The organism is Sporolactobacillus nakayamae (assembly GCF_900113325.1).
Taxonomy (GTDB): Bacteria; Bacillota; Bacilli; order Bacillales; family Sporolactobacillaceae; genus Sporolactobacillus; species Sporolactobacillus nakayamae.
This window is the reverse complement of the sequence record NZ_FOOY01000028.1, coordinates 1-26,410: the sequence shown is the minus strand read 5'-3', so window position 1 is coordinate 26,410 and position 26,410 is coordinate 1. Positions and strand designations below refer to the sequence as shown.

Below are 26,410 nucleotides of genomic sequence, written 5' to 3'. Positions count from 1 at the left end.
AACATGCTATGCGGGTTTTGGGCGTTAAAAAATATCCCCCTATGCAAAGTCGTCAGAAAATGGGCTGGAAATTACATAATGATGTAATATTTTTGAAAACTTTGTCATATGCGGTGTTCTTTTGTGAAAAAAAGAATTATGATAAACACGGACATTGCCTGTCCAATTCAAACCCTCGGAGGCGATTATTTTTATGTTTAAAAAAAGTTTCGCTCTGTTTCTCGCACTTGGTCTCATTGTTGGCATTTTAGCAGGATGCGGAAACAGTAGCAGCTCTGCAGGAAAGTCCAAGTCATATGTACCTAAGAAACTAGTCATTGGATTTGTTCCTTCATCAAATGCAGACACACTAGAAGCAAAGGCGAAACCCCTCGGCGATCTTCTCTCTAAGAAACTTGGTATTCCGGTTAAAGTTCAAGTAACAACCGACTATAACGGTGTTATTGAAGCCATGGCTTCAAAGAAAATGGATATCGGATTCTTGCCTCCTACCAGCTATGTACTCGCACATGAAAAAGGGTACGCAGATGTTTTGCTGCAAGCGCAACGCTACGGCGTAAATCCTAAAGACGGTTCAAATACATCTGAAAAAGTAGACTACTACTATTCGGGTATGCTCGTCAGAAATGATTCGGGCATCAAGACAATCAAGGATTTGAAAGGTAAAAAGATTGGTTGGCAAGATGCTACTTCTACAGCAGGCTATGTATTCCCTGCCGTTGCAATGAAAAAAGCAGGAATCGATCCGCAGAAGGATGTTACCGGCGTAACTCTTCAAGGTCATGATAAAGGGGTATTGGCCGTTTTGAATAAAGATGTTGATGCAGCGCCGGTATTCGTTGACGCGCGCAATATTGTCAAGGCCGAAAACCCGAATGTATTCAAGGAAACACACTATCTCTTCCAAACGGAAAAAATTCCTAACGATACAATCAGTGTTCGTCCGGATATGTCGAAGAAATGGCAGAAAAAAATCTCCGATGCCTTCGTTTCGATCGGTAAAGACCCTGCAGGCGAAAAAGTCATCTACGCCATTTACAGCCATGTCGGTTATGCGCCTTCCAAGGATTCGAACTTTGATACTGTTCGTAAATACAACAAAGAAATCGGCGAATAAGTTACTAAACCAAAAATAACCTCGGTACCCGCTTATGCAGCTCACCGGGGTTATTTTTATATTCAATTCAAGATAGCAACTTAAACCAAGAGAAATGCACTATAACAGCAAGGTCAAAGACGGTTCATCGTTAATGACCTTTCTTTTGTCGTGATAAAAATCGTTTCGCTGCATAAAAAGCCACTGTTTCGAAGTAAAGACGGAGTGCGCAGCAAATTCGTTACGACTTTGCTGCGTCGTTCGATACGAGTTTGGGAATTCGCTACTACTTTCTGTGAGTTCGATACGATTTTGAGCTCCTTCGTTACGATTTTCCTTCGGTTCGTTACGAGTTTGAGAATTCGTTACAACTTTCTGTGAGTTCGATACGATTTTGAGGTCCTTCGTTACGATTTTCCTTCGGTTCGATACGAGTCTGGGAATTCGCTACGACTTTCTGTGAGTTCGATACGATTTTGAGGTCCTTCGTTACGATTTTCCTTCGGTTCGATACGAGTCTGGGAATTCGCTACAACTTTTTCGCTCTTGGGTTGGACTTTGGTCGCGTTCGGTTCGACTTTCCGATGGTTCGGTTCAACTTCGGGGATTGGGTTCAACTTCTCCTCTCTTGGGTTCGACTTTGATCGTGTTCGGTTCAACTTTTCCCTCGTTAGGTTGAACTTCAATATTCGGGTCAACTCCTTCTCTTATAGGTTTACTGCGCATCTTCCGTCTACTGCGCCACACTGTATTTTCTTTAGTTATAAAGAAACAAGGCATTATCCAGCAAACAACTTTTTTGTCATGAACTATTTAGAAAGTTTATACAGTTGCCGCACAAGTATACATCTATGCTCTTTAATCGTTTCTACGGAGGAATGAAACTTGGCGCTGCTGTGAGTAAACAATCAATGCGAAAAAGAGCCCTAGACAAGGGGCTCTCTTATAGCATCAAGGATTTTTAAGAGTTATATTATGATCACCGACATTTCGAAGGACAATATAATTTGGATTGACAAAATGAAAAGTAATCCGATATTGCATTGTTGGTGAGGCTTCAAACACAAACCGATGTCCTTTCATTTTCTGAACTCTTAATGACTTAGGATAAGGCCGACCTTTGACTAAAACCCTTATCGCATCATCTACGGTTTCTTGGACATCGGGCGGAAGTTTTTTGTAGGCTCTTTTGAAACGATTGGGTACATCTAATTGGTAGGCCAAGGAATCATTACTCGCTTTTCAAAAATTTAATAGCATCATCTACGTCAGTAAAAGAGTGAACGTGTCCATGCTCAATGTCCGAGTCTGCTTCTCTTTCAGCTTCCTGCCATTCTTTCGTCCAAAACCACATTTGATCTTTTGCAATCGTAATTACAGGCCGTAGAATAATTTTCCCACCCGCAACAGAAAATTCCAACTCATCATTTTCCTTTAGATCAAGCATTTTCCGTACTTCTTTAGGTATCGTTAATTGTCCTTTTTTCTTCAAAACTGATTTTGCAATAATCTTTTCGTCTGAGTGTTCAGTTTCCACGGTAGACACACCCCCATTAACATGGTTTAAGGTTGCTTCTGCCATTGTATGATTCCCCCTCTCAGATATTCCATACATTCGTACTATAATAAAGAATAACTTTCCTACTTTCACACTTATATACTATGACAGTAATTGCAAAATGTAAATAAACCAATGCACTGAATTGCAAAGACCATTTTAAGCAACCTAGAATTCATTACTGAAATGAATCAACGTCTAGGTGCTTCGCTATTTGTTTGAACTAATTTAACTTGTTTTATAGAACGTGCATTCTATAACCAAGCTATGAAAAGAGGTGAAATCATGACCTTTGAAAAGGCTTAAAGTACGCATCTACCCAAACGAAAAGTAGGAAAATAATTTTTCAAATTAACTTTGTGCGAAATAAAAATGCGTGAGTAAAAGAGACCATCAATTTTGCATCGTTCAAGCAAAAGTATAAGCGTTCATTCGTTACGACTTTTTCCCAGTTCGTTACGAGGTATCGGTTCTACTGTCCTATCAAAGAAACAGGTTGCTGCGCTTTATCCGTCCACGCAATACCGTATTGCTTATCTATTATTTATCGAACACAGCCATTAAACCAGCCGTTTACGGATCACTCCTGAGATCAGATCTATTATTGAGACCATAACGATAATGCCAAGCAAAATAACGCCGACACGATCCCAGCGGTGCGCGTTCAGTGCGAAAATGAGTGGAGCACCGATTCCGCCGGCGCCGACCATGCCGAGAATTGCGGCAGAGCGGACACTGATCTCAAAGCGATAGAGTGTGTACGAGAAAAACTGCGGCATAACCTGCGGAACAATCGCGAACCATAAAGTTTGAAATTTATTTGCGCCGCATGCGCGTAATGCTTCAGCAGCGCTAAAATCCATATCTTCAATTGATTCACCAAACAACTTTCCTAACATGCCGATTGAGTGAAAGCCGAGCGCGAGCACACCGGCAAAAGCGCCCAGACCAACGGCTTTAATAAACAGAAGCGCCATGATTAATTCTGGAAACACACGAATCGCGCTCAAAAATATCTTTCCTGCCGAGGAAATCATACGATAGCGGTTCATGTTTCTTGCTGCCCAGAACGCGAAAGGAACGCAAACGATCGCAGAGATAAATGTACCAAGTACGGCGATATTAAAGGTTTCAAGCAACGCGTGCAGTAAATCTTCACCGCCCGGCTGGCTGACATAACCCCAATCCGGATGAGACATTCCGGCAAAAATTGCTTTTGCTGCTTGCAAAGCGGTCGGTTTCAATTCGAAGTTTTTAAAGAATCCTGTAAATGCCCAAGCATAGATAATAAGAACAATAAGAGCAATCGTCCAATTTCTTAGACGCTTCATGAGCGGTTTTTTCATCGTTGCATTCATCATATCAGCTTCTCCCGGATTCTATTGCTGAGTCCGTCAATGATCAGGACAACAACAAAGGTATAAAGGATGATCGACATGACCCGGTCATATTGAAGAAAACCGAGTGTCCGGCTGAGATACAGCCCGATGCCACCAGCACCGACATAGCCGAGAATCGTTGCCGCGCGGACATTAATTTCAAAGCAGTAGAGGAAGTAGGACATATACGGGGCAACAACTTGCGGAATAACGCCAAGAAAAATCCACTGTACTTTATTTGCACCAACGGCGGTCATCGCTTCAAGCGGTCCGTTGTCAATTGCCTCGATCGACTCATAAGCGAGCTTAGCTATAACCCCAAAGGAAAAGACCGCTAAAGCGAAAATTCCGGAAACAAAACCAATGCCGAAGATCGGAACGAACAATGCCGCAAGAAGCAATTCGGGAATTGTCCTTATTAAGTTCATAACAAATCGAAAGGGAACGGCAATCCATCCGGTTTTAACAATATTTCGTGAAGCAAACAGAGCAAAAGGAATCGCCGCAATCCCGCCGAATGTCGTCCCAAGAACCGCCATCCGGATCGTCTCCAGCATGGCCGAGGTTACATAGTTAAAATAGCTCCAATCAGGCGGAAACATTTGTACAAGCAATGCACCCATATTCGATAGATTGGAGAAAAGTTCAACCAGCGACACGCCCGTCTGCTTCGAAGCACTCCAAATGATCAGAATAAAAAAGAGTATGATTAGACTTAACTTGAGTTTCGCCACTCTCCGTTTTGCTAGATTCACAGGCCACTCGCCTCCGCTCCTTGCTCTTTGCCGGAGCGTTGATAGATTTGATCGAACGTTTTATCAACCGCCTCATCTACAGGGCCGTCAAAGACGACTTCTCCGGCACGGATGCCGATAATACGCGTCGCGTACTTCTTCGCCAAATCTACGGAGTGCAAATTAACAACAGTCGTGATGCCTAATTCTTGATTCACATGCTGCAGGTCATCAAGAACCTGAACCGTTGTCACTGGGTCAAGGGACGCAACCGGTTCGTCAGCAAGAATGATGGTCGCTTCCTGAGCCAATGCACGGGCAATCGAGACACGCTGCTGCTGCCCACCGGAGAGTTCATCTGCTCGAGAATAGGCCTTCTCTTTAATATTCACGCGGTCCAGCGCCGACAATGCCAGTGCAACATCCGGTTTCGGCCATAGTCCCAGGATCGTCCTTAAGGTTGAATGGTAGCCTACCCTCCCCGACAAGACATTCTTCAAAACTGAGGAACGTTTTACGAGATTAAAATTTTGGAAGATCATGCCGATATCGCGCCTCATACGCAAGAGTTGCTTACCTTTTGCCTTCGTGATCGAATTTCCTTTAATCACAATTTCACCTTCAGTGATTTCATTCAGACGGTTAATTGAGCGTAACAGTGTCGATTTCCCGGCACCCGACAAACCGACGATAACAACAAATTCACCTTTTTCAATTGACAGATTGACATGCTTTAGTCCTTGAGTACCGTCTGGATATGTTTTCGATACATTCTTGAACTCGATCACTTTCTCCATATTGCTCGATCACTCACTTCCATTTTCATTTAGAACCGACAGAATATAATGACTATTCATGTCAAAATCATGATAATTATACGCAATGTACCTGATAAAATCTATGTTTTCATCCAGATTATACAAATTTTACAGACTTTTTAATTTTTTTATTATTCGTTTTATCGGCATTTCGACATTAAATCCTATATAATAAGAACTGAATTGTTCATTGGACAGCCTGCATGGAATAAGCAGTGCTGGAATATATTTGTGATTAGTTGACCCCGTCCCAGACCTTATGGAGGTGTATCTTTAAATGAATAGAAGCAAATTCAAGCTTTCCATTCTCTTCATCTTTTTTCTTGTCTCACTCCTCATGCTCTCATCCTGCGGCAGCAATCAGCCGACGGCAAAGGACCGTATGGAAGACTATGTCAAAGCGTGGCAAAAACAAGATTTTTCCAAAATGTACAGTCTTCTCTCAAAGAAATCACAAAAGAGCGTCAGCAAGACGGATTTTATTTCCCGATACAAGCGAATCTATGAAGGAATAGAGGCTGGAAAAGTAAAAGCGAGCGTTAAAGAAAACGCTAAAAAAGAAGGCACTGTACAGCTGAAAGCAACACTTGATACAGTGGCCGGACCGGTGAAATTCTCCCAATCGGTACAACTAAAAGAAGAGAAACGAAAAGAGAAACAGAATTGGTATATCAGCTGGAAACCGGGAATGATCCTTCCGGGAATGAAAGCTGATTCCAAAGTCCGCGTCGACACATTGTCAAGCACGCGCGGCGAGATTGTCGACCGCAACGGTAAACCTCTTGCGATAAATGGCTCAGCAGCACGCATTGATCTCATTCCCGGAAAAATGGGTACCGATAGCGAAAAGGCGCAGACCATTAATAAGTTGACGGATCTGCTCGGCGTCAGCAAAGAACAGATTGATCAAGCACTTGCCGCTTCTTGGGTTAAGGTAGACAGTCTTGTACCGATTACGACAATCGACGCGACAAAAACCGATCTCGTAAAGCAAGCAACTCAATTACCCGGTGTCGTTAAAACCAATGTCGAAAGCAGAGTGTACCCCGATAAAAATGCCAGTGCACATTTAACCGGATATGTTGGAAAAATGACTGCCGAACTTTTGAAGAAACACCAGAACGAAGGCTACAATGCCAACTCAGTCATTGGTAAGACAGGACTCGAACTGCTGTTTGAGAAGCAGCTTCGTCAACGCGACGGTGCTTCAATCATCCTACTTGATTCGGCCGGTGCCGAGGTCGGAACAATTGCCAAGAAAGCTCCGGTTAACGGTCAGAATATCCAACTGACTATTGACCGAAATGTTCAGGACGCGCTCTATAGCCAGCTCAAGAAGGATGCCGGAACCGGGGTAGCCATTGATCCAAGAAATGGCGATATTCTTGGTCTTGTCAGTGCTCCTGCCTACAATCCGAATGACTTTGTTCTCGGTATTTCGTCAAGCGCTTATAACAAGCTAAGCAATAACGCGAAGCAGCCGTTAATGAACCGTTTTACGTCAGCATCCGCACCCGGCTCCACATTTAAGCCATTGACGGCAGCGATTGCGTTGACTCATAAAGCAATTGATCCGCAGCAGCAGATCGCTATTAAAGGGACAAAGTGGCAGGCAAATAAATCGTGGGGCGATTACTACGTCACCCGCCTTGATCACGATCCTGAAGTAAATCTTGAAGAAGCCTTATTCCGCTCAGACAACATCTACTTCGCTCAGGCTGCGCTCAAGATCGGCGGCTCAACCTTTGCCGCGGACGCCAAGAAATTTGGTTTTGGTGAATCACTGCCGATACAGTATCCGATGCGCAAATCCACGATTTCAAACGATGGCAAGCTGGACAGTGATTCGCTTCTTGCCAACTCCGGTTACGGTCAGGGCCAGGTCAGCGTCAATCCGCTGCATTTGTCATTGATTTATTCTGCATTCGTTAATGACGGCAGCATGATCAAGCCGAGGCTGATCAAAACCAATGATCCGCCAACCTTCTGGAAGAAAAATGTCATGTCTGCCGATATCGCTCAATTGCTGAACAAGGATCTGATCCAAGTTATCGACAATCCTGCCGGAACAGCGCATGACGCGAAAATAAACGGCTTAACGATTGCGGGTAAAACCGGTACACCAGAATTCAAAAAGAAGCAAGGAAAATCCGGACGCGAAAACGGATGGTTTGTCGCCTACAATACAGACGATCCTCGATTGATGGTTACCATGATCGTCGAAAACACACAAAAACATGGTGGCAGCCACTATGTTACGCCGAAAGTAAAAAACGTTTTTGAAAAAGTGTTGAACAAATAATCATGATATGAGGTGTCTCAACAGTCGTTAGACTGCGGGACGCCTCTTTATGTGTGCGCAAATAAAAATAAAATTAGTTACCGGAGAAAGAGCCCATAATGACAACAGATGATGTTGCGCTGTAAAGACAAACGGCGAAGTATGTCCAGAACGGTGAAGGAAAGCAGAAACGCAAAGTTTAAAAAACAAACTCGAAAAAAGTAACGGCTAGCTGTGGAATACCTGAACCTACGGAAATGGATACCGAGCTCGAGCTTTATCCCGGCAGGTTGGGCCTTAATCAGGGAAATTTGGCCTTTTATCCGGGAAAAATCCTGGACCATCCCGGAAAACTGCGTCCTTATCCGGAAAATGGACGCCGAGCTCGAGCTTTATCCCGGCAAGTTGGGACTTAATCAGGGAAACTTGGCCTTTAATCCGGGAAAAATCTTGGACTATCCCGGAAAACTGTGGCCTTATCCGGAAATGGATACCGAGCTCGAGCTTTATCCCGGCAAGTTGGGACTTAATCAGGAAAACTTGGCCTTTAATCCGGGAAAAATCCTGGACTATCCCGGAAAACTGCGTCCTTATCCGGAAATGGACGCCGAGCCCGAGCTTTATCCCGGCAGGTTGGGCCTTAATCTTGTAATTTTTGCGCAACGTGTTGTTGCGCATCTCACGTCAGTTGCATAAAAATCCATTTCTTTAATCAACAAAAAAAACCGGACAGACTCCTCACTTTCGAGGTCCTGTCCGGTTTCTCTTTATTTTTGAAATCAGATCATTTTCGTTTTTACGTAGTCAAGCACTTCTTCAGCCGTATCGAGGTTGAGGAATGCTTCTTTGTGTTTTGCCAAGTCTTCCTTGGACAATTTCAGCAGCTGGCTTCTTGCCGGCAGGATTGATGTTGCGCTCATGCTGAATTCATCAAGACCAAGTGCGAGCAAGAGTGGAATCGCAGTTGCGTCACCGGCCATTTCACCGCACATACCTGCCCAGTGTCCTTCTTTGTGAGCTGCATCAATGATGTTGCTGACAAGGCGAAGAATGGACGGGTTACATGGCTGATACAGATAAGATACATGTTCGTTCATCCGGTCTGCAGCCATCGTATATTGAATGAGGTCGTTCGTGCCGATACTGAAGAAGTCAGCTTCTTTAGCAAAGCGATCAGCTGAAACTGCAGCAGCAGGAATTTCCATCATCATGCCGACCTGCAGATCATCCGATACCTTTGTTCCCGCGGCAACGAGCTTCTCTTTTTCTTCAAGGAGAATCGCTTTTGCCTGACGGAATTCGTCGATCGTCGCAATCATAGGGAACATGATCCGCAACTTGCCATAAGAACTTGCCCTCAGCAAAGCACGTAATTGTGTGCGGAAGATGTCCTGACGTTCCAAACATAGACGAATCGCACGGAAGCCAAGGAATGGGTTCATTTCTTCAGGAAGCGGAAGGTAAGAGAGCTTCTTGTCACCGCCGATATCGAGCGTACGGATAACAACCGGCTTGTTCTCCATCTTTTCAAGAACTTCTTTATAAGCGTCGAATTGTTCGTCTTCCGTTGGCAGCTTGTCACGGCCCATGTACAAGAATTCGGTACGATACAGACCAACAGCTTCACCGCCGTTGTTCAGCACACCGGTAACATCGCCCGGATTACCAATGTTCGCCCCAAGAATGACATGTGCGTCATCCTTTGTTTTCGTTGTTTCATGAACAAGCTTCTTCCATTCCTCTTGTTGCTCTTTATAGGCAGCTTGTTTTGCCTTGTATTCAGCAACTTCTGCTTCAGAAGGGTCAAGGATGACTTCGCCGTTCAATCCGTCAATAATAGCAAGTTGTCCCTCTTTAGCCTGTGCCATAACGGTTTTTGTTCCGACTACAGCAGGAATTTCCATCGAGCGGGACATGATTGCCGAGTGTGAGGTACGTCCGCCAATATCGGTTGCGAAGCCCTTAACATAGTTACGGTTCAATTGAGCCGTATCTGAAGGCGTCAAATCTTCGGCGATAATTACCGTTTCTTCAGTTATGCTCGCAGGGGATGTAAAGGAGACCCCGAGCAAGTGAGCCAGTAGACGTTTGGACACGTCGCGAACATCAGCGGCGCGTTCTCTCATGTAATCGTTATCTGTCATACTTTCAAACATTTGAATGAAGAAGCTTGATACATCGTCAAGCGCAGATTCCGCGCTCAAGCCTTCATCATCAATTTTGGAAGCAACTTGACCGACAAATTCCGGGTCGCTGAGGAACATCAGATGTGCGGCGAATACTTCAGCCTTGTCTTTCCCCAATTCTCTCTCAGCGGTTTCTTTAATCGTTGTCAATTCTTTTTTAGAAATTTCAAGTGCATCGTTAAGCTTTTTCTTCTCTGCTTCTTTATCGGCGACTGTACTTCTTTCGAAAGACAGATCCGGATTCTTCAGGATGAAAGTCTTGGCAATGGCAATACCTGCAGAAGCAGCAATACCTGTAATTTTTTCTGACATACTTTCGTTCACCCAACCCTTCAGATATAAAAATTCCACGAATCATTAAACTGCTTACGTCCTTGTAATTAAAGAGAATGCGACCACCTGCGTTAACACGCTCACTTGGGGTTTCATTTTGATGGAACGTTCCCTCTGATCACATTTAACGTAACACTCATATAGCCAAACGCTCCGCAACAGTCGTTTCAACGACCTGTTTTCCTCATTCAATAAATGTTAGGAAAACGTAACAGTTATTATTATATCAAGAGTTTTTTTAAATTGAAAGCGAGTACAATCATTATGCTTTAATTGTCATAATTTATTGTCATTCTTACTTTCTTCAAACGGCAATTTGGTCAGGCGTTTTTCTTATCCTCAAGCGGCTTTTTCCAAATACCGTAAAGAATGGCCGTAACAATGGTTCCGATAATAATCGCGAGTGCGTAAAGCAGCGGATTACCGTTGCTGACAAGCGGGATAACAAAGATACCGCCATGCGGTGTACGCAGACCGACGCCGAATAAAAGAGCCAACCCGCCGGCAAGCGCGGACCCGATTGCCGAGGACACCATAACGCGCAGTGGATCGGCAGCGCCAAACGGAATTGCACCTTCAGAAACGAACGCGGCGCCAAGTACGTAGGCTACCTTTCCTGCATCTCTCTGTGCGCGATTGAACTTATAAGGGAACAGTGTTGTTGCCAGTGCCATGCCAAGTGGCGGAACCATGCCGCCGGCCATTACGGCTGCCTGCGGATAAAAGTTACCCGCACTGATCATCGCAATCCCAAATGTAAAAGCGATTTTATTGAACGGGCCACCAAGATCGATCCCCATCATACAACCGAGGATCAGGCCAAGGAAGACCAGGTTTCCTGTACCCATGCCATTAAGCGTATGGGTCATCATCTCAACAAAGGCACTGATCGGCTGGTTAATCAAGAACATCAATGCGCCGGTAATAAAGATACCGAATACCGGGTAAATCAGGACTGGCTTTAAACCATCAAGCGATTGTGGCCATTTTTGAAATGCCCATTTGACCAGTTCAACAGCGTAACCTGCAAGGAATCCGGCAATGAGCCCGCCAAGGAATCCGGCGTTGCTTGTCAAAGCCATTAAACCGCCAACCATACCTGGAGCGAGGCCGGGGCGATCAGCAATACTCATCGCAATAAAACCGGCGAGGATTGGAATCATTAAATACATGGCATTGCCGCTTCCAATAAAGCTGAGTAATTCGGCGAAGCTATGAACATCAGTTACACTAGAAACCGGTCTGAGTTCAATGCCCATAATGGAAGCGATCATGTATGAAACAGCAATCAGAATACCGCCGCCGACAACAAATGGCAGCATATACGTAACACCGTTCATCAAGTTCTTATAAATATTGATTTTTTTCTCACCGGATCCGTCGTTTTCAGCAGTCTGGGACTTGGAATTGCTTCCATTACTTTGATAAACAGGTGCCTTTCCTTCCAAGACCTCGTTGATCAACGCCTCAGGTCTGCGAATACCATCCGTAACCGGCACTTGAACGAGCGGCTTGCCATTGAACGGTTCGACATCAATATTAATACTTGCCGCAACAATAATTCCTTTCGCCTTCGCAATTTCATCAGCCTGCAGCTTGTTTTTGATACCGGTTGAACCATTCGTCTGGACCTTAATCGACACGCCCATTTCTTTTGCCTTTTGCTTCAGCGCATCAGCCGCCATATAGGTATGAGCGATACCGGTCGGGCAACCCGTGACCGCTAAAATTTCATAGCCGTCCGTATTGCTTTCCGCAGCTTTTTTCTCTTCGGCAGCTACATTTTCACTTGTTTCTTCTTGTTGATCAAAGGCTGCGACAATTTCTTCCGGTGTCGCTGCGTTCATCAGTTTCTCACGGAAATCCGGTTTGATCAAAAAGGTCGACAGCGTCGATAGCGCTTCAAGGTGCGTCGCGTTTGCGCCGTCTGTAGCCGCGATCATGAAGAACAGATGCGCCGGCTGGCCATCCAGGGATTGGAAGTCGACGCCTTCCTTTGAACGTCCGAAAGCAATCGCAGCCTCTTTAACTGCCGCTGTTTTCGAGTGAGGGATCGCGACGCCGTCGCCAATACCCGTCGTACTTTGTTCCTCACGTTTATCAAGTGCCGCGCGGTATCCCGCGAGGTCATTCAGCTTGCCGGCCTTTTCCAGTGTCGCTGCCAGTTCATCTAACACGTCCTTTTTTGACGTGCTTTTTAAATCCAAATTAACGGTAGCTGCCGTTAACAGGTCCGTCACTTTCATTATGTCTTCCCATCCTCTCTTATTACCCAAGGGGTTCCCAGTTAGTTTCTATAAATGGCGGAGTCCTGACGGTTCACATTCATTCTTCCTCAACCATATTGAGATCTTCGATTCAGATATTGCTAATTTCAATCTGTGGTAACATTTCTTCAACTTTTTCTTTCGTACATAGATCTACAGAGAAAGCCGTTGCACTGCCCGATGCGGCGCCTTTTTGGAATGCTTTACGGAAATTGCCGCTTACCGCATATTCAGATAGGAATCCGCCCACTAGCGAATCACCTGCACCCACCGAATTTTTCAAGACACCTTTAGCCGGAGGAGCATACAGATATTCATCCTTATCTATGTAGATTGCGCCCTTACCACCCATCGAAACGATGACATGATCAATCCCTTTTTCAACAAGTTTCTTTCCATATGTTTTCACTTCATCAAAGCTGTCGATCGTAACGCCAAAATATTCACCCAGTTCATGGTGATTCGGTTTTACGAGAAACGGCTTTGCCTCAACGATCTCACGGAACGCCTTGCCGCTCGTGTCGACAACGACCTTAGCCCCGCTCGCACTTACGTGATCCATCATATCTTTGTAGATGGTTACAGGTAAAGTAGCCGGAACGCTGCCTGAGAGCACAAGAATATCGTCTGCTGTCAGTTTTTCCAGCTTCGCAAAAAGCGCGTTCAACTGTTCATCTGTAATTTGCGGTGCCACTCCGTTAATTTCTGTTTCCGTGTCGCTTTTCAGTTTGACATTAATACGGGTGTCGCCATCGACAGGAACGAAGTCGGCTTCGATTCCCTCTTCAGCCAGCTTTCCTTTAATAAATTCTCCTGTGAAACCACCGATAAATCCAAGACACTTGGATGTCTGTCCAAGATGTTTCAAAACTCTAGAGACATTAATCCCTTTGCCACCCGGCATTTTCCGGTCAGCTTTGACATGGTTCAATTCGCCGGCTTTGAAATTGTCCACTTGCAGAAAATAATCAATCGCCGGGTTCAGTGTACATGTATAGATCATGAGTGATCAGCTCCTAAGTAAGATTGTGTAATTATCATATCAGTGGTTTGTCAAAGCACCCAAATAGAGAGCGGATTCATTACCGAGATCGACTACTATTTTGTATTGTCTGCCGCTTGACACAGATCCATACAAAGAGAAAATGATCATCTCAGGGAATCGGTTGCATCTTTCAGAGCGCCAAAAATTCAGGACATAATAATACCCCTCAAGTTCTTAATTATAAAGTGAAAAACATTCATTATCAATCAAATAAATTCACAAATAGTCATTATATGAAGCTTTTTGACCGATTTATGAACGTAGCCACATAGAAAAGGCGGAGCACAACAGGCTCCACCTTAATCCTAACATTAAATTAACTTGTTTTCACAGAGCATAGGCCAAAATCCATAATGTTCCTGCAACAACAACAAAAGCGACATAGATACCAAAAAGAATGCCTATAAGCTGGTGTACCGGCTCGGTTCCCTCAGTCACATGCATGAACATAAACAGTTGAATGAACGCCTGAACTATTGCCAAACCGACAATAATGGTGATGGTGACAGGCACCGGCAACGATAGGCCAACTGCAATCCACAGCGCGAAAAATGTCAGCGCGAGAGACATGAACAATCCAATCACTTGTTTCCATGGGAAAGCGGCGTGTGTCTGCTTCGTTACCTGATTTTGATTTTCATTCATATTAAATCACCAACCCTGTCAAATAAACAGCTGTGAAGATGAAGATCCAAACAACATCAAGGAAATGCCAGTACAAACCGACCATGAACGCCTTACGAGCGGTTACCGGTGTAATACCACGCCGTGCCAGCTGCAGCAAGATACCAATGATCCACACAATACCAAGCGACACGTGACAGCCGTGTGTACCAAGCAAAACAAAGAATCCGGAAAGAAAGGCGCTTCGTGATAGTGGCGCTCCTTCGTGCACCGCATAGGTATAAAACTCATTTACTTCGAGTCCAACGAATACAAGTCCAAGCAGAATGGTTACGATCAGCCAGCCAATCAGGCCTTTCTTGTTATGACGACGCAGCTCAATGGTGCTCAGTCCACAAGTAAAACTGCTGACCAAAAGAACAATAGTTTCAGCCATAACCGGACCGATTTCAAACAAATCTTTTGCAGTTGGTCCGCCGGCCGTATGACTCTGCAACACAAGATATGTCCCGAATAGAGTACCGAACAACACCAATTCAGCTGCGAGGAAGATCCAGAAACCAACAATACGCAGATCTCCCTCTTCTGTCGAATATTCCAGCGGCATTTTGCTTCGATCTTTTTCATTCAAGCTAAGCAGTGAATGTGTCATTAGGATAACCTCCCCGTGCCGGCTTCGGTTCGTTTTATTTCATTCACTGAAATATAATGGTGGTCATCATAAACAAAGGAGCGAGCGATCATACAGATCACAATCCCGATCAAACCGGGAACAGCCATCCAATACCATTCGAACACGCAGCCAAACCCGGCAATAAACATGAACGTTGCCATGATAACCGGAATCCCCGTGTTATTCGGCATATGAATCGGTTCATATGGCTTAGCCGTTTTTGTCGTGAATACACCTTTGTCTTCCTTCATCGCCGCGAAAGCGTCACGCGTAGAAACTTCAGGAATATGAGCAAAATTATATTCAGCGGCAGGGGAAGCAGTCGCCCACTCCAAGGTGCGACCGCCCCATGGATCACCGGTTTTGTCTTTATTTCCATGAATCGCGCTCCAGACAATATTGTAGGCGATCAAGGCGAAGCCGACGCCCATACCCACAGCGCCAATCGTCATGACAACATTGATCGGTGTCCATCCGAGTCCGGCGGGATACGTGTACATACGACGTGTCATCCCCATCAGGCCAAGGAAATACATCGGCATGAAGCAGATATTAAAGGAGATCATGAAAATCCAGAATGACCATTTACCCTTCGTTTCATCCAGCATGTAACCGAACATTTTCGGCCACCAGTAATGCAGTCCGCAGAAAATACCAAATACAGTGCCCGCGATCAACGTACTGTGAAAATGCGCCACAAGGAAATAGCTGTTGTGGTATTGATAATCTGCCGGCGCCATCGCAAGCATGACGCCTGTAACCCCGCCAATGGTGAAGTTCGGGATAAATGCCAGCGCCCAAAGCATCGGCGTCGTAAATTGAATACGTCCTTTATTTAAGGTGAACAGCCAATTAAAAATTTTGACACCGGTTGGAATCGCGATAAGCATTGTTGAAATCGAGAAAAACGCGTTGACCGGAGCGGTATTGCCCATTGTGAAGAAATGGTGCAGCCAGGTAATAAAACTCAGCAGGGAGATCGCCACCATTGACCAAACCATGACCGCGTAGCCAAACAAAGTCTTATGTGCGAATGTAGCAATGACTTCAGAAAAAATTCCGAATACCGGTAAAAGAACAATATAGACTTCCGGGTGCCCCCAGAACCAGAACAAGTTGGCCCATAACATTGGAGACCCACCCGCCGCAATTGTGAAAAAGTGCGCGCCGAAAAGCCGATCAATGGTCATCAGCGCAAGAGCAACTGTAAAAGCCGGGAACGCGAAGACAACAATTACCGAAGTAATGAGAATCGACCACGTAAACATCGGCATTTTAAATAGCGTCATTCCCGGAGCACGCATTTTTAAAATTGTGACTAGGAAGTTAATCCCTGTTGCGAGCGAACCGATCCCGGAAATCTGCACGCCAAGTAAATAGTAGTTTTGCCCGACACCTGGATTCATTTCCGCACCAGCATAGGGCGCATAGCTTGACCATCCGGCATCCGGCGATCCGCCGATAACAAAGGACAGGTTAAATAGCATGGCTCCCATAAAGAACAGCCAAAAGCTGAGTGCGTTCAGAAATGGGTACGCGACATCGCGCGCGCCGATCTGCAGTGGCACCGCAATGTTCATTAATCCAAAAATAAAAGGCATGGCGACAAAGATAATCATAATGGTGCCATGTGTCGTGAACACTTGATTGTAATGCTCCGCATCGAGAAAATGCATATTGGGAAGCGTCAGTTGCGCGCGCATCATCAAGGCGTCAATACCGCCTCGGAAAAGCATTAATAAAGCCGCTAAGATATACATAATACCGATTTTTTTATGATCGACACTGGTCAACCATTCGTCCCACAGCCACTTCCATTTCTTAAAATAAGTTAGGACAGCAACAATACCGATCGAAACCAAGGCAATGGATGCGTCTGCCCCATAGATCATCGGATCGCCGGTAACAAAAAACCATCCCATAAACGATTTAATGGACTCAATCATTGTTATGTCCCCCTTTCCAGCTATCATCATCCATATTCATACCGTCCATAGAGGAGTCGGTATCAATGGATTCACCATTCATTAACGCTTTCATCTGCGCCTCATTCAAATTCTTCGAAACAATTTCCGGATAAGACGAAAAAGCTTGCGCTTTAACCGTGTCCGGTTTCAAAAGTTCCATATATTTTTCATGTGTTAATGCAGGTTTGTTATCTTTCACGTTGCGTGCCCAGCTGTCGAAATCATTTGCTTTCCTTGCCATAACGGTAAAAGTCATATGTGCAAATCCACGGCCGGAATAGTTCGAGCTTCTTCCCGTGTAATTACCGGGCTTATCAGCCTGCAACCATAATTTCATTGGCATATCTGTCATGGTATATTGCTGACCGCCCAGTTCTGGAACCCAAAATGCATTCATCGCATCATAGGCATGAAGACGAAATTTAACTGGAGTCCCCGCAGGAATCACAACATAATTAACCGTTTCTATTTTCTGATCAGGGTAACGGAACAACCATTTCCACTGAACAGATGTAACGTCAATTGTGAGCGTTTTTCCGGCGATTGCTGATGATGCCGCTGTCGCCTTAGGAGGATGATTCAATGTAAAAAGGGTCTTTACGGTTGGAACAGCTAATAGTACGCAAATAACGACCGGAACAATCATCCAAATGATTTCCAGTTTTCGATTTCCCGTATCATTAGGATCATAACCATCACCTTTTTTACGACCAAACCGGGCAAGTACATAAACAAATAGTATAAGAACAATAGCGAGAACCAAGCTCATCATAATTAACGACCAAATAATCAAATGATATTGTGATCTAGCCACTGGCCCCTGTGGATTCAGTACAGCAATTTTATCTGAACATCCGGTCAGCATCGAAATGACGCCTATGAGTAAAAATGGCTTTATAAGTGCCTTCAGATTCTTCATGCTCTCTCTTCCTCCCCTCTTTTTCTCTCATTCTCTTCACTCGTAAAGCAAACATTCACATTATAGCATAAACTTTTAATTATAACTTTATATTATCTAATCAAATACGGAATTTGTTACAATTTAGTGATAAAACGTAAATATAGCCATTATGTGCATTTTATTTCACTTATTGTTCACCGTTTATTCACATTATAAAAAGAATAGCAACAATAATAAAGCGTTTACACTTAATTTTGATTGTCAATTTACATTAGTCGATAGTTAGAGATTGATTCAAAACAATAACTGACTGCGGTTGGTCGTTTTTCGAGAGAACACAAAAAAGCCGGGCAAAAAGCGTCCGGTCCTTACTTCCGCAGAATGCGGTGACTTTCGCGTTGCATACAGGACATATGCGTGATTAGCGAAAGCTCCTTTTGCTCCAAATGCGGTTTTGAATCATCAACCTTGTCTTGAACAAACCGTTCTCTTTCATTAATCATTTTGATTCTTAATTCAGTATCGCGGCCGGAATAAAATAAGCGGAGATTTTCCGGTTATATGCATCCTGGCGCTTGTTTCATAGGTACATAAGGGTAATTTCTCCGCTTATGCACGGAAAAACCCTCTATTTTCACGTCTTTCGATGCGATAAGCGGAATTTCTCCGTCTATTTAAGCAATTTTTTCATTTATTTTCTAATTAAGCGGAATTTTTCCGTTTATTTTTCAGATTGGGCGCTAGCCTGATCACCAAATGGAATCTTATGATGCTTATCGTACCAGCAAGGCAAAACGCTATGCTTTCTTAAATTGCAAAAAAAAACCGGAACGAAATCAATCGTGTTCCGGCTCTTCTTTAATTCTTATTTCTGCTTGATTATACGAATGATCCTGGGATGTCCAATTGCTGCCCCGGATAAATTAATGTGGAGGATAGATTATTTGCCCGCATCAGTTGATTTACGGTAATTCCATGGAGCATCGCTATCTCCCACAGGCTGTCACCTTTTTTGACCTTATAGTCGCTTGCTGAAAGTGATGATGCTTTTTCTGACTTCGAGTTATATGAGGTCTGTTTAACAGTGACAGAAGATGATGACGGTGCAGAACCAGACAGTTTCAAACTTTGTCCCGGATAGATCACGTCAGATTTTAAACCATTGGCAGATTTCAAGGCGCTTACCGTGATTCCATTTTCACTCGCAATCTTCCACAGGCTGTCGCCGCTTCTAACTGTGTACGTCGTCGCGCTTGCGCTTGAAGAAGCGCTTGAATTATCCGGTGAGGAGGATGCCGAAGCGGCCGTTTGCGTCTTCGCAGGCGCAGTTCCTGAGAGCTTGAGTACTTGCCCAGGATAAATAGTATTCGATTTTAGTCCATTCAGAGATTTCAATTTAGAAACCGACATACCGTTATGATTGGCAATCAACCACAGGCTGTCGCCACTTTTCACTGTATAGGATGAAGCTGAAGTTGAAGCCGTTTTCTCTTGTGTTGCCGGCGACGCGGAATTAGAAGTCTGAGCAGGCGCTGACGCGTTTACCGCGCTTTCCGCCACCCGACGTGCAGTCTTGAATTTTGATTCCCAGTACGACTGAGAACCTCCACCGCTAAATACATTAGTTATATGTACACCAACTGTGATTTCCGAACTAATCATTTGCCCGTTGCCAATATAGATACCAACATGGTGGATTCCGCCGTCACCCGTTGTGTCAAAGAAAAGCAAATCGCCTGGCTGCACTTGACTTTTGGATACCTCGGTGCCGACTGTCGCCTGCGCTGCAGAATTTCTCGGCAATGAAACGTTTAACGCTTTACTGAAAATAAACTGCGTAAATGACGAGCAATCAAACTCGGATTCCGAAAAGGCAGCTGCGCCATATTTGTAGGGTTTGCCTTGATAGTTCATCGCTTGATTTACGACATCCTGGCCACTTGCCGCTAAAGCCTGCTGACTGGTCACCGATAATAAAAGTCCGCTCACAAGAGCAGTAGGCACAATCATTTTTTTCATGAAAACCGCCTCCAAATTATCTTTCTTCGTGATTGAACAATCCAAAATAAAACTGTGCGACGTGAGACTTTCCATTCAAATCCCGGGTGTAATTGTTTCTCTTATTTGATGTTGAATCGGATTCAGCTGTTCAATAAAGCGTTCAGCCGATAAAGGGCGGGCAAACAGATAGCCCTGTGCAAGCGCGCAATTTGTCTGTTTCAGGAACTGCACATGTTCTGGCGTCTCAACTCCTTCGGCGACCACTTGCAGGTCAAGTTCTTGGGCAAGCGCGACAATCATGCGGACGAGCGCTACATCATGATGATCATGGCGATTGCCGCGTATAAACGACTGATCAATTTTGAGCTGGCTCAAGGGCAATTGTTTCAAGTAATTTAACGAATTGTAGCCCGTCCCGAAATCATCAATGCTGATCCTTACACCCAACTCCTCCAACGCCTGCAATTTCTGTGACATCAAGAATAAGTCGGCGCCCGCAGTCTCCGTAATTTCGAGCTGCAAATGTTCCGCCATGAGTCCTGATTCTGTCAGAACCGATTGGACCAGACCAACCAAATTCTCTTGGAATAACTGTCTTGGCGATATATTCACCGAGACATCGAACGAATACCCCTGGTCGTTCCACTGCTTCGTTTGCCGGCAAGCCGTCCTCAGGACCCATTCACCGATTTCCTCAATCAGTCCCAATTCCTCCGCCATCGGAATAAAAACACCTGGAGATATAATGCCTCGAACAGGATGAATCCAACGAATCAGCGCCTCAGATCCAACAACTGCCCCCGCTCTAAGGTCAATTTGCGGTTGATAATGCAAGGTGAACTCGTTGCGTTTCACAGCGTGGCGCAGATCCATCTCCATCTCAAGACGTTTACGCAAGCCATTGATAATTCCCGGATTGTAAAATTCATATTTTCCCCTGCTGTTCTTCTTCGCATAGTGAATCGACGCGATGGCGCAATCAATCAGCTTGCCGCCATTGTCAGCGTCCTCCGGAAAGAAGCTGACGCCCATAGTAATTGTTTCGTACCATGGTGTGTCATGGATCCGGATCGGCGCTGTGAATGAGTTCATGATGCGCTTGATATGCATTTTTACATCTGCCCGCGTTCGGTTTTTGAATAGAATAGCGAATTCGTCACCCCTGTAATGGTAAACGCGCTCCCCTTCACATTCTTTCAGCCGTTTTGCCGCCTCTTGCAGCAGCCTGTCTCCGGCATCTCTACCAATAGTGTCGTTCACTCTGTTCATGCTGTCAATATCGACGAACACCAGGGCAAGCGATAGAGCAGGGTTTTCAAGTATCTCATGTTCCAATCGCTTGCGAAGCGCGAGACTGCCCGGAAGTTCCGTTACCGGGTCTATCAGGCTTTCTTTACGCTCATCGTTCTTAAAATAGGCACGTTCCTCAACATCTGCCGTTCCCACATAAACGGAGGAATTACGCTGTCCCATAGTCCTCTGACATTTGACAATCAAGGGCATCCTTGCTCCGTCTCCCCTTATGAGGACGAGCCGCTCATCCATTTCCAGAATGCGCCCTTCCCGCAAATCTTGGATGACCGTCGCGGTACCCTCAGCGTTCTGGAGAGAGACGACATCCTGCCACTTCATCTGCTTCAATGTTTCAGCAGAATATCCCGTCAATTCACAAAGGCGGTTGTTAACGTAAATAAATGAATCACCTTTTATGATATATGCTCCGATATGCAGGCTATCGGTTATTTTCCTTATGATTTTCTCGCTTTCCTCCTTGACGCGAAGTCCCTGGATGCGGAAAAACATCATCAGAGAAACAGCGCAAAGAAGAGTTGCCAAGATTGCGGCGACAATAATCAGCCACCCGCTATTAACAGACATTAAAGAAAGCACCTGCCTTCCAATCCATCCATCGCTAATCACTAATTAGCGACAATACTCTTCATCTTTTTATCGGTCTGTATGCCCCTCAATTTAATGAAATTTTGTAAATTTTTTTCGACACAAAGCATGGCAAACCCTATGTGACGGAAACCGGCAATGTCTAACATAGTTTTTTCAGCGGTGACTCATTATAATAGAAAGCAACAGGAATCATCATTTCAGAGGAGATGGCTTATGAGCTCAATTTATAAAGCGATGACGATTGCCGGGTCAGATACAAGCGGCGGTGCCGGCATGCAGGCAGATTTAAAAACGTTTCAGGAACTCGGGGTTTACGGAATGACCGCATTGACTTGTATCGTGACTATGGATCCTTATAAACATTGGTCGCATCGCGTGACCACATTAGACACAGACCTATTAAAGAAACAATTAGACACTATTGTCGTTGGTATTGGCGTTGACGCGCTGAAAACCGGAATGCTCGGCTCTCCGGAAATTATCAAAATCGCTTCGGACACGATTGAAAAAAATCATTTGGAGCGTACTGTGATCGATCCTGTAATGGTATGCAAAGGCGCTGAAGAAGAAATACAGCCGGAACTACAGCCGGAAAATACGGCGGCGATGCTCAAGCTGCTGATCCCTAAAGCCCTTGTCACTACGCCTAATCTGTATGAAGCGGCTAGACTGACAGGAATGCCGCGAATCACGACCATTGAGCAGATGAAGGAAGCGGCAGCAAAGATTGTCGCACTCGGCGCAAAAAATGCTTTGGTTAAAGGCGGCAGCAGATTGCCGGAAACAGATCAGGCAATCGACGTTCTCTATGATGGTAAGGACTTCCATATCATCGCTGACGAGCGCGTGGACACACCGAATATTCATGGAGCAGGCTGCACCTATGCGGCGGCAGTCACGGCCGGACTTGCCAAAGGAAAATCCGTTCTTGAGGCTGTCACAGTTGCTAAAGCATTTGTCACCGCCGGGATCCGAGCTTCGTTCAGTCTGAATCAGTACACCGGGCCGACCGATCATAGTGCTTACAAGAAGGAATTGGCCGCAAAAAGATAAGCCGAACATCCTGAGACTAAGACAGCAAACTTGAGAAATGCCCCATAGCAAAAAGAATCGCTCACAATGTGACGAGCGGTTCTTTTTTTGCGTGTTATGCCTTAAATGAGAAGCCGAGCGCGCGAAGCGGTCCTCGAGTGAAAATGAGAAAAATTCTCTGCGCCACTTCCTCTTCAGGGATACGCATGTGCTGTTCAAGCCACCAGCTGACCAACCCGATCATCGCTGAGGAAAGGAAAATTGGCAATATTTCAAGCATCAGCGGATCAACAGAACCATTTGGAAAGGCGAGCTGACGAACCTCGGCCTGAAACTTGTCTAAAAAACGCTTCTGCATTCGCTGGCGGAACATGGGAATACCTTCATTGAAAAACATTGCCTTAAAGAAGCGCGCATTCTTTTTGAAGTGGCGGAAAATACTCTGAATGAATGCAGTGATGCGCTCAGGAATTGCCTGTCCATCAAGAAAATAGTCATGGGGATGAAAATGATCGATTGTTTCAGAAAGTCCTTTTTCAATCACCATTTCCAGCAACTCATATTTATCCACATAGTGAAGATAAAAGGTGCCGCGACCAATCTTGGCCGCAGATGCAATATCCTTAATGGTCAGTACATTAAAGCTTTTCTCCTGCAACAAGTCAAGAAACGCAGATTGAATCGCTGCGCGCGTTTTCATGACTCGCAAATCGGTCGATTCGGATCCCATCATCTTGCCCCCACTTCGTTCTGCAACATTTTCATGTTCGTCTCGATAAATAATCGACGTTTTCAGCCGATGTGTTCAATAATGAGCATAAGAAAAACATTTGGCTATTGATCATTTGTTGTTTCCATTTTATCATAATTAGTGAACACAGTGTTCAATATCTTCATCTCATAAAGGATGTGATGACAGTGAGTTATCCTGTAAAAGGAGAGCATCTTCACAAACGGTACAAAAACCAGGTCGTACTGAACGATGTTTCACTCACGCTTCAAGAAGGTGAGATCTACGGTTTGATCGGTCCGTCCGGCGCCGGGAAAACGACGCTTGTCCGGATTTTGCTCGGCTTAGAAAAAGCGGACAGCGGAACAGTCGAGCTGTTTGAAAAACGACCGACTTTGAACGCCTTTCGGTCGCTTGGTTATATGGCTCAGTCCGACGCATTATATAACGAATTAAGTGCTTATCATAACCTTGAATTTTTTGCTTCCATCCAGGGGATGCACGGTAAGGAAAAAAAGCAGCGAATTGACGAAGTCGCCAAAGCGGTCGATTTGGATAAGGATCTTAAGAAAAATGTATCCAATTTTTCCGGAGGCATGAAGCGTCGCTTATCGCTTGCGGCGGCTCTTGTCCATAGTCCTCGTCTTTATCTGCTTGACGAACCTACCGTTGGGCTTGACCCGATGATCAGGCGCAAGCTTTGGACCCTTTTTCATTATCTGAAGGGAAAAGGTGCAACCATTATCGTGACCACTCATGTGATGGATGAGGTGGCCCAATGTGATCGAGTCGGACTTCTCAGTGAGGGGAAAATTATCGCTGAAGGCGCGCCTAAAGAACTGATCGAACACTATGGCGTCTCATCGGTTGAAGACATTTTTATCGTAAATGAAAAGGAGGCGGCAAAGAAATGAGAAATTTGTTTGCAATGGCGCGACGTATCATTCGACAAATTGTCAATGATAAGCGCACTTTAGCACTGCTGATTATCGCGCCGCTTCTGATTCTCACGCTCGTCTGGTATATCTTCGGCGCAAAAACGTCTGAACCAAATCTTGCAATTATTCACTATGAATCATCTGATTATCTCTCCGCATTTAAATCGAGCGACTACGATCGAATGAGTCCTCTTCAAGCGAGGCAAGCGTTGGCTGACAAGAAAATTGACGCCTACGTAGATTTGGAAAAGCCGGTTAAAGTGCATCTGGAAGGCAGCGACCCGTCGCGAAACGGTCTGGCCATGAACACGATTCAAAAGTCGATGCAGAAGATCCAACAAATGACTATTAAGAGAATGAAAAACGAACTCACCGGTGTGATTAAGGCGCAGCAAAAAGGCATTCAAGCGCAGCAGCAAACTCTGCGGCAAATGTCTGAGGCCATGCAGCGGTACGCGCCGGGAGCACTAGCTGCGATTATGCAGACAGCGCCAAAAACCGAACAACCGAAAGCACCGCAGGCAGCAGAAAAAGTCGCCCTGGACATCTCTTATCTTCATGGCAATGGTGATTTAAACACATTTGATGCCTTTGGTCCTGCTATGGTCGGGATATTCGTGTTCCTGTTCATTTTCATGATCGGCGGCGTGTCCTTCCTGCGCGAGCGGACAACCGGAACGTTGGACCGGCTGATGGCATCCCCAATAAAGAATTATCAGATCATCTGGGGTTATATGCTTGGGTTCGGTACCTTTGTTATCATTCAATCATTCGTACTCACCTGTTATATCATTTACGTCCTGAACATTTACACAATCGGACATCTGCTGGATGTTCTGATCATAGTGTTCATTCTGTCATTCAGCGCGTTGTCGCTTAGCATTTTACTATCAACCTTGGCGTCGAACGAACTGCAGATGTTCCAGTTCATCCCGATCGTTATTGTACCGCAAGTCTTTTTATCCGGGCTATTCCCGATCGACACCCTGCCCGGTTGGGTGCAGGCAATCGGCAAACTGATGCCGATTCACTATTCGACCGAGGCGCTGCGAGACATCATGATCCGCGGCATCGGGTTCTCCGGATGGTGGTTTGACGGGTTGATTTTGATCCTTTTCTCCATTATCTTCATCGTAATCAATGTTCTCGTCATCCGCCGCGCACGACCGGTGACTGATTAGCGAAAATTAATCAAAACCACCCGTGTGAACGGGTGGTTTGCTCTGCGGCTGAAAGCCTTTGTTACTGGCCAGCCCTTAAAAGGGCACCGAGGCGTCCGCCAACCGCACTACTTCCCCGGCACCCCTAAAGGGTGACTTCTACTTTTTCTTTTTTGAGCGTTTGACCTCTTCTCCGGTAAACGGATCAATATGTTCAAACATGCTTAGTTGCTCTGCGACTACATCCTCTTGTATCTGATTACGAATGTATTCTGCAATCACTTTCTTATTTCTTCCTACTGTATCCACATAATATCCCTTGCACCAAAATTTTCGATTTCCATATCGATATTTTAAGTTCGCATGTCGATCAAAGATCATTAAACTGCTTTTTCCTTTGAGATAGCCGATAAAAGATGCAACGCTTATCTTAGGCGGTATACTGACCATCATGTGAATGTGATCTTTACATGCTTGGGCTTCGATAATTTCTACACCTTTTCGTTCACTTAACTGTCTTAAAATCATGCCTATATCTTGTTTTAACTTTCCATAGATAATTTGTCTCCGATACTTTGGTGCAAAAACAACATGATACTTACAATTCCATTTTGTATGTGCTAAACTGTTAACATCAGATGGCATAAAAGAGTCTCCCTTTGGCTGATAAATTTGGTTGGCGAACCAAAATTTATCTTAACACGAAGTGAGGCTTTTTTTGATACATCGCTTGAAGCTCTCCGGAACCCTAGGCATAGCCTAGGGTTTTCAAAACATGAATAAAA

General features: G+C 44.9%; 22 protein-coding genes. 6 read left to right on the top strand and 16 right to left on the bottom strand.

The genetic code is table 11. The features are described from left to right. The first annotated feature begins 193 nt into the window (after positions 1 to 193). On the top strand, positions 194 to 1,117 hold the full coding sequence (locus BM003_RS15335; RefSeq protein ID WP_093674528.1) for a phosphate/phosphite/phosphonate ABC transporter substrate-binding protein: 924 nt from the start codon (positions 194 to 196) through the stop codon (positions 1,115 to 1,117). A 386-nt stretch (positions 1,118 to 1,503) separates the two neighbouring features. Here the strand turns inward: BM003_RS15335 and BM003_RS15330 are convergent, their stop codons facing one another. The 5 genes from BM003_RS15330 to phnC all read right to left on the bottom strand — a co-directional run bounded on the left by BM003_RS15330 (position 1,504) and on the right by phnC (position 5,555). Continuing rightward, positions 1,504 to 1,755, bottom strand: coding sequence for a hypothetical protein (locus BM003_RS15330; RefSeq protein WP_143128484.1), 252 nt, complete (start codon positions 1,753 to 1,755; stop codon positions 1,504 to 1,506). A 572-nt stretch (positions 1,756 to 2,327) separates the two neighbouring features. Beyond that, positions 2,328 to 2,678 carry an AbrB/MazE/SpoVT family DNA-binding domain-containing protein gene (locus tag BM003_RS15325; RefSeq protein WP_093674526.1) on the bottom strand — a complete coding sequence of 117 codons (351 nt, stop codon included), beginning with the start codon at positions 2,676 to 2,678 and terminating at the stop codon, positions 2,328 to 2,330. A gap of 536 nt (positions 2,679 to 3,214) precedes the next feature. Next, positions 3,215 to 4,015, bottom strand: coding sequence for a phosphonate ABC transporter, permease protein PhnE (phnE, locus tag BM003_RS15320; protein WP_093674525.1), 801 nt, complete (start codon positions 4,013 to 4,015; stop codon positions 3,215 to 3,217). Next, the gene (phnE, locus tag BM003_RS15315; protein ID WP_093674524.1) at positions 4,012 to 4,788 is read right to left on the bottom strand and encodes a phosphonate ABC transporter, permease protein PhnE; all 777 of its coding nucleotides are present in this window, start codon (positions 4,786 to 4,788) and stop codon (positions 4,012 to 4,014) included. The genes phnE (BM003_RS15320) and phnE (BM003_RS15315) overlap by 4 nt, the downstream gene beginning before the upstream one ends. Further along, positions 4,785 to 5,555 (bottom strand): phosphonate ABC transporter ATP-binding protein, encoded by a 771-nt coding sequence (gene phnC, locus BM003_RS15310; RefSeq protein WP_093674548.1) that lies wholly within the window; start codon positions 5,553 to 5,555, stop codon positions 4,785 to 4,787. The genes phnE (BM003_RS15315) and phnC overlap by 4 nt, the downstream gene beginning before the upstream one ends. A gap of 307 nt (positions 5,556 to 5,862) precedes the next feature. Between phnC and BM003_RS15305 the strand changes: the two genes are divergently transcribed. Beyond that, on the top strand, positions 5,863 to 7,887 hold the full coding sequence (locus BM003_RS15305) for a penicillin-binding transpeptidase domain-containing protein (RefSeq protein WP_093674523.1): 2,025 nt from the start codon (positions 5,863 to 5,865) through the stop codon (positions 7,885 to 7,887). 213 nt (positions 7,888 to 8,100) lie between these two features. After that, entirely contained in the window at positions 8,101 to 8,562 is a 462-nt protein-coding gene (locus BM003_RS15300; RefSeq protein ID WP_093674522.1) for a hypothetical protein, read from the top strand. Between the two features lie 83 nt (positions 8,563 to 8,645). On the opposite strand, the gene ptsP is transcribed toward BM003_RS15300, so the two are convergent. The 9 genes from ptsP to BM003_RS15255 all read right to left on the bottom strand — a co-directional run bounded on the left by ptsP (position 8,646) and on the right by BM003_RS15255 (position 21,741). Next, on the bottom strand, positions 8,646 to 10,364 hold the full coding sequence (gene ptsP, locus BM003_RS15295; RefSeq protein WP_093674521.1) for a phosphoenolpyruvate--protein phosphotransferase: 1,719 nt from the start codon (positions 10,362 to 10,364) through the stop codon (positions 8,646 to 8,648). A gap of 341 nt (positions 10,365 to 10,705) precedes the next feature. Continuing rightward, positions 10,706 to 12,631, bottom strand: coding sequence for a PTS fructose transporter subunit IIABC (locus BM003_RS15290; protein ID WP_093674520.1), 1,926 nt, complete (start codon positions 12,629 to 12,631; stop codon positions 10,706 to 10,708). A gap of 112 nt (positions 12,632 to 12,743) precedes the next feature. After that, a complete protein-coding gene (gene pfkB / locus BM003_RS15285; RefSeq protein ID WP_093674519.1) occupies positions 12,744 to 13,655 on the bottom strand; it encodes a 1-phosphofructokinase in 912 nt (303 codons plus the stop codon). 369 nt (positions 13,656 to 14,024) lie between these two features. Continuing rightward, positions 14,025 to 14,342 (bottom strand): cytochrome aa3 quinol oxidase subunit IV, encoded by a 318-nt coding sequence (gene qoxD, locus BM003_RS15280; protein WP_093674518.1) that lies wholly within the window; start codon positions 14,340 to 14,342, stop codon positions 14,025 to 14,027. A 1-nt stretch (position 14,343) separates the two neighbouring features. After that, the gene (gene qoxC, locus BM003_RS15275; protein ID WP_093674517.1) at positions 14,344 to 14,973 is read right to left on the bottom strand and encodes a cytochrome aa3 quinol oxidase subunit III; all 630 of its coding nucleotides are present in this window, start codon (positions 14,971 to 14,973) and stop codon (positions 14,344 to 14,346) included. Then, complete coding sequence (qoxB, locus tag BM003_RS15270) at positions 14,973 to 16,916, bottom strand: cytochrome aa3 quinol oxidase subunit I (RefSeq protein WP_143128485.1); 1,944 nt, start codon at positions 16,914 to 16,916, stop codon at positions 14,973 to 14,975. Before qoxB ends, qoxC begins: the two co-directional genes overlap by 1 nt. Before the next feature lie 16 nt (positions 16,917 to 16,932). Further along, the gene (qoxA, locus tag BM003_RS15265) at positions 16,933 to 17,880 is read right to left on the bottom strand and encodes a cytochrome aa3 quinol oxidase subunit II (protein WP_093674516.1); all 948 of its coding nucleotides are present in this window, start codon (positions 17,878 to 17,880) and stop codon (positions 16,933 to 16,935) included. An 861-nt stretch (positions 17,881 to 18,741) separates the two neighbouring features. Continuing rightward, positions 18,742 to 19,881: a LysM peptidoglycan-binding domain-containing protein gene (locus tag BM003_RS15260; RefSeq protein ID WP_093674515.1), complete on the bottom strand. Its 1,140-nt coding sequence runs from the start codon at positions 19,879 to 19,881 to the stop codon at positions 18,742 to 18,744. A 75-nt stretch (positions 19,882 to 19,956) separates the two neighbouring features. Continuing rightward, a complete protein-coding gene (locus BM003_RS15255) occupies positions 19,957 to 21,741 on the bottom strand; it encodes a putative bifunctional diguanylate cyclase/phosphodiesterase (RefSeq protein ID WP_093674514.1) in 1,785 nt (594 codons plus the stop codon). A gap of 237 nt (positions 21,742 to 21,978) precedes the next feature. On the opposite strand from BM003_RS15255, the gene pdxK reads away from it, so the two are divergent. Then, positions 21,979 to 22,818, top strand: coding sequence for a pyridoxine/pyridoxal/pyridoxamine kinase (pdxK, locus tag BM003_RS15250; RefSeq protein ID WP_093674513.1), 840 nt, complete (start codon positions 21,979 to 21,981; stop codon positions 22,816 to 22,818). Between the two features lie 94 nt (positions 22,819 to 22,912). Here the strand turns inward: pdxK and BM003_RS15245 are convergent, their stop codons facing one another. Beyond that, complete coding sequence (locus tag BM003_RS15245) at positions 22,913 to 23,527, bottom strand: TetR/AcrR family transcriptional regulator (RefSeq protein WP_093674512.1); 615 nt, start codon at positions 23,525 to 23,527, stop codon at positions 22,913 to 22,915. Positions 23,528 to 23,715: 188 nt separating this feature from the next. On the opposite strand from BM003_RS15245, the gene BM003_RS15240 reads away from it, so the two are divergent. Together BM003_RS15240 and BM003_RS15235 are read left to right on the top strand one after the other, a co-directional pair. Next, complete coding sequence (locus tag BM003_RS15240) at positions 23,716 to 24,441, top strand: ABC transporter ATP-binding protein (RefSeq protein ID WP_093674511.1); 726 nt, start codon at positions 23,716 to 23,718, stop codon at positions 24,439 to 24,441. Next, positions 24,438 to 25,646 (top strand): ABC transporter permease, encoded by a 1,209-nt coding sequence (locus BM003_RS15235; RefSeq protein WP_093674510.1) that lies wholly within the window; start codon positions 24,438 to 24,440, stop codon positions 25,644 to 25,646. The genes BM003_RS15240 and BM003_RS15235 overlap by 4 nt, the downstream gene beginning before the upstream one ends. Positions 25,647 to 25,784: 138 nt before the next feature. Here BM003_RS15235 and tnpA read toward each other — a convergent pair whose 3' ends face one another. Beyond that, positions 25,785 to 26,270 carry an IS200/IS605 family transposase gene (tnpA, locus tag BM003_RS15230; RefSeq protein ID WP_093672372.1) on the bottom strand — a complete coding sequence of 162 codons (486 nt, stop codon included), beginning with the start codon at positions 26,268 to 26,270 and terminating at the stop codon, positions 25,785 to 25,787. Positions 26,271 to 26,410: the final 140 nt, after the last annotated feature.

Bases quoted from the DNA above. Each gene is read 5' to 3' on its own strand.
- BM003_RS15245 (WP_093674512.1), bottom strand. From the start codon at position 23,527: ATGGGATCCGAATCGACCGATTTGCGAGTCATGAAAACGCGCGCAGCG.
- tnpA (WP_093672372.1), bottom strand. From the start codon at position 26,270: ATGCCATCTGATGTTAACAGTTTAGCACATACAAAATGGAATTGTAAG.
- qoxB (WP_143128485.1), bottom strand. From the start codon at position 16,916: ATGGGATGGTTTTTTGTTACCGGCGATCCGATGATCTATGGGGCAGAC.
- BM003_RS15235 (WP_093674510.1), top strand. From the start codon at position 24,438: ATGAGAAATTTGTTTGCAATGGCGCGACGTATCATTCGACAAATTGTC.
- BM003_RS15335 (WP_093674528.1), top strand. From the start codon at position 194: ATGTTTAAAAAAAGTTTCGCTCTGTTTCTCGCACTTGGTCTCATTGTT.
- pfkB (WP_093674519.1), bottom strand. From the start codon at position 13,655: ATGATCTATACATGTACACTGAACCCGGCGATTGATTATTTTCTGCAA.
- BM003_RS15260 (WP_093674515.1), bottom strand. From the start codon at position 19,881: ATGAAAAAAATGATTGTGCCTACTGCTCTTGTGAGCGGACTTTTATTA.
- qoxD (WP_093674518.1), bottom strand. From the start codon at position 14,342: ATGAATGAAAATCAAAATCAGGTAACGAAGCAGACACACGCCGCTTTC.
- ptsP (WP_093674521.1), bottom strand. From the start codon at position 10,364: ATGTCAGAAAAAATTACAGGTATTGCTGCTTCTGCAGGTATTGCCATT.
- BM003_RS15290 (WP_093674520.1), bottom strand. From the start codon at position 12,631: ATGAAAGTGACGGACCTGTTAACGGCAGCTACCGTTAATTTGGATTTA.
- qoxA (WP_093674516.1), bottom strand. From the start codon at position 17,880: ATGAAGAATCTGAAGGCACTTATAAAGCCATTTTTACTCATAGGCGTC.
- qoxC (WP_093674517.1), bottom strand. From the start codon at position 14,973: ATGACACATTCACTGCTTAGCTTGAATGAAAAAGATCGAAGCAAAATG.
- pdxK (WP_093674513.1), top strand. From the start codon at position 21,979: ATGAGCTCAATTTATAAAGCGATGACGATTGCCGGGTCAGATACAAGC.
- phnE (WP_093674525.1), bottom strand. From the start codon at position 4,015: ATGATGAATGCAACGATGAAAAAACCGCTCATGAAGCGTCTAAGAAAT.
- BM003_RS15325 (WP_093674526.1), bottom strand. From the start codon at position 2,678: ATGGCAGAAGCAACCTTAAACCATGTTAATGGGGGTGTGTCTACCGTG.
- BM003_RS15305 (WP_093674523.1), top strand. From the start codon at position 5,863: ATGAATAGAAGCAAATTCAAGCTTTCCATTCTCTTCATCTTTTTTCTT.
- BM003_RS15255 (WP_093674514.1), bottom strand. From the start codon at position 21,741: ATGTCTGTTAATAGCGGGTGGCTGATTATTGTCGCCGCAATCTTGGCA.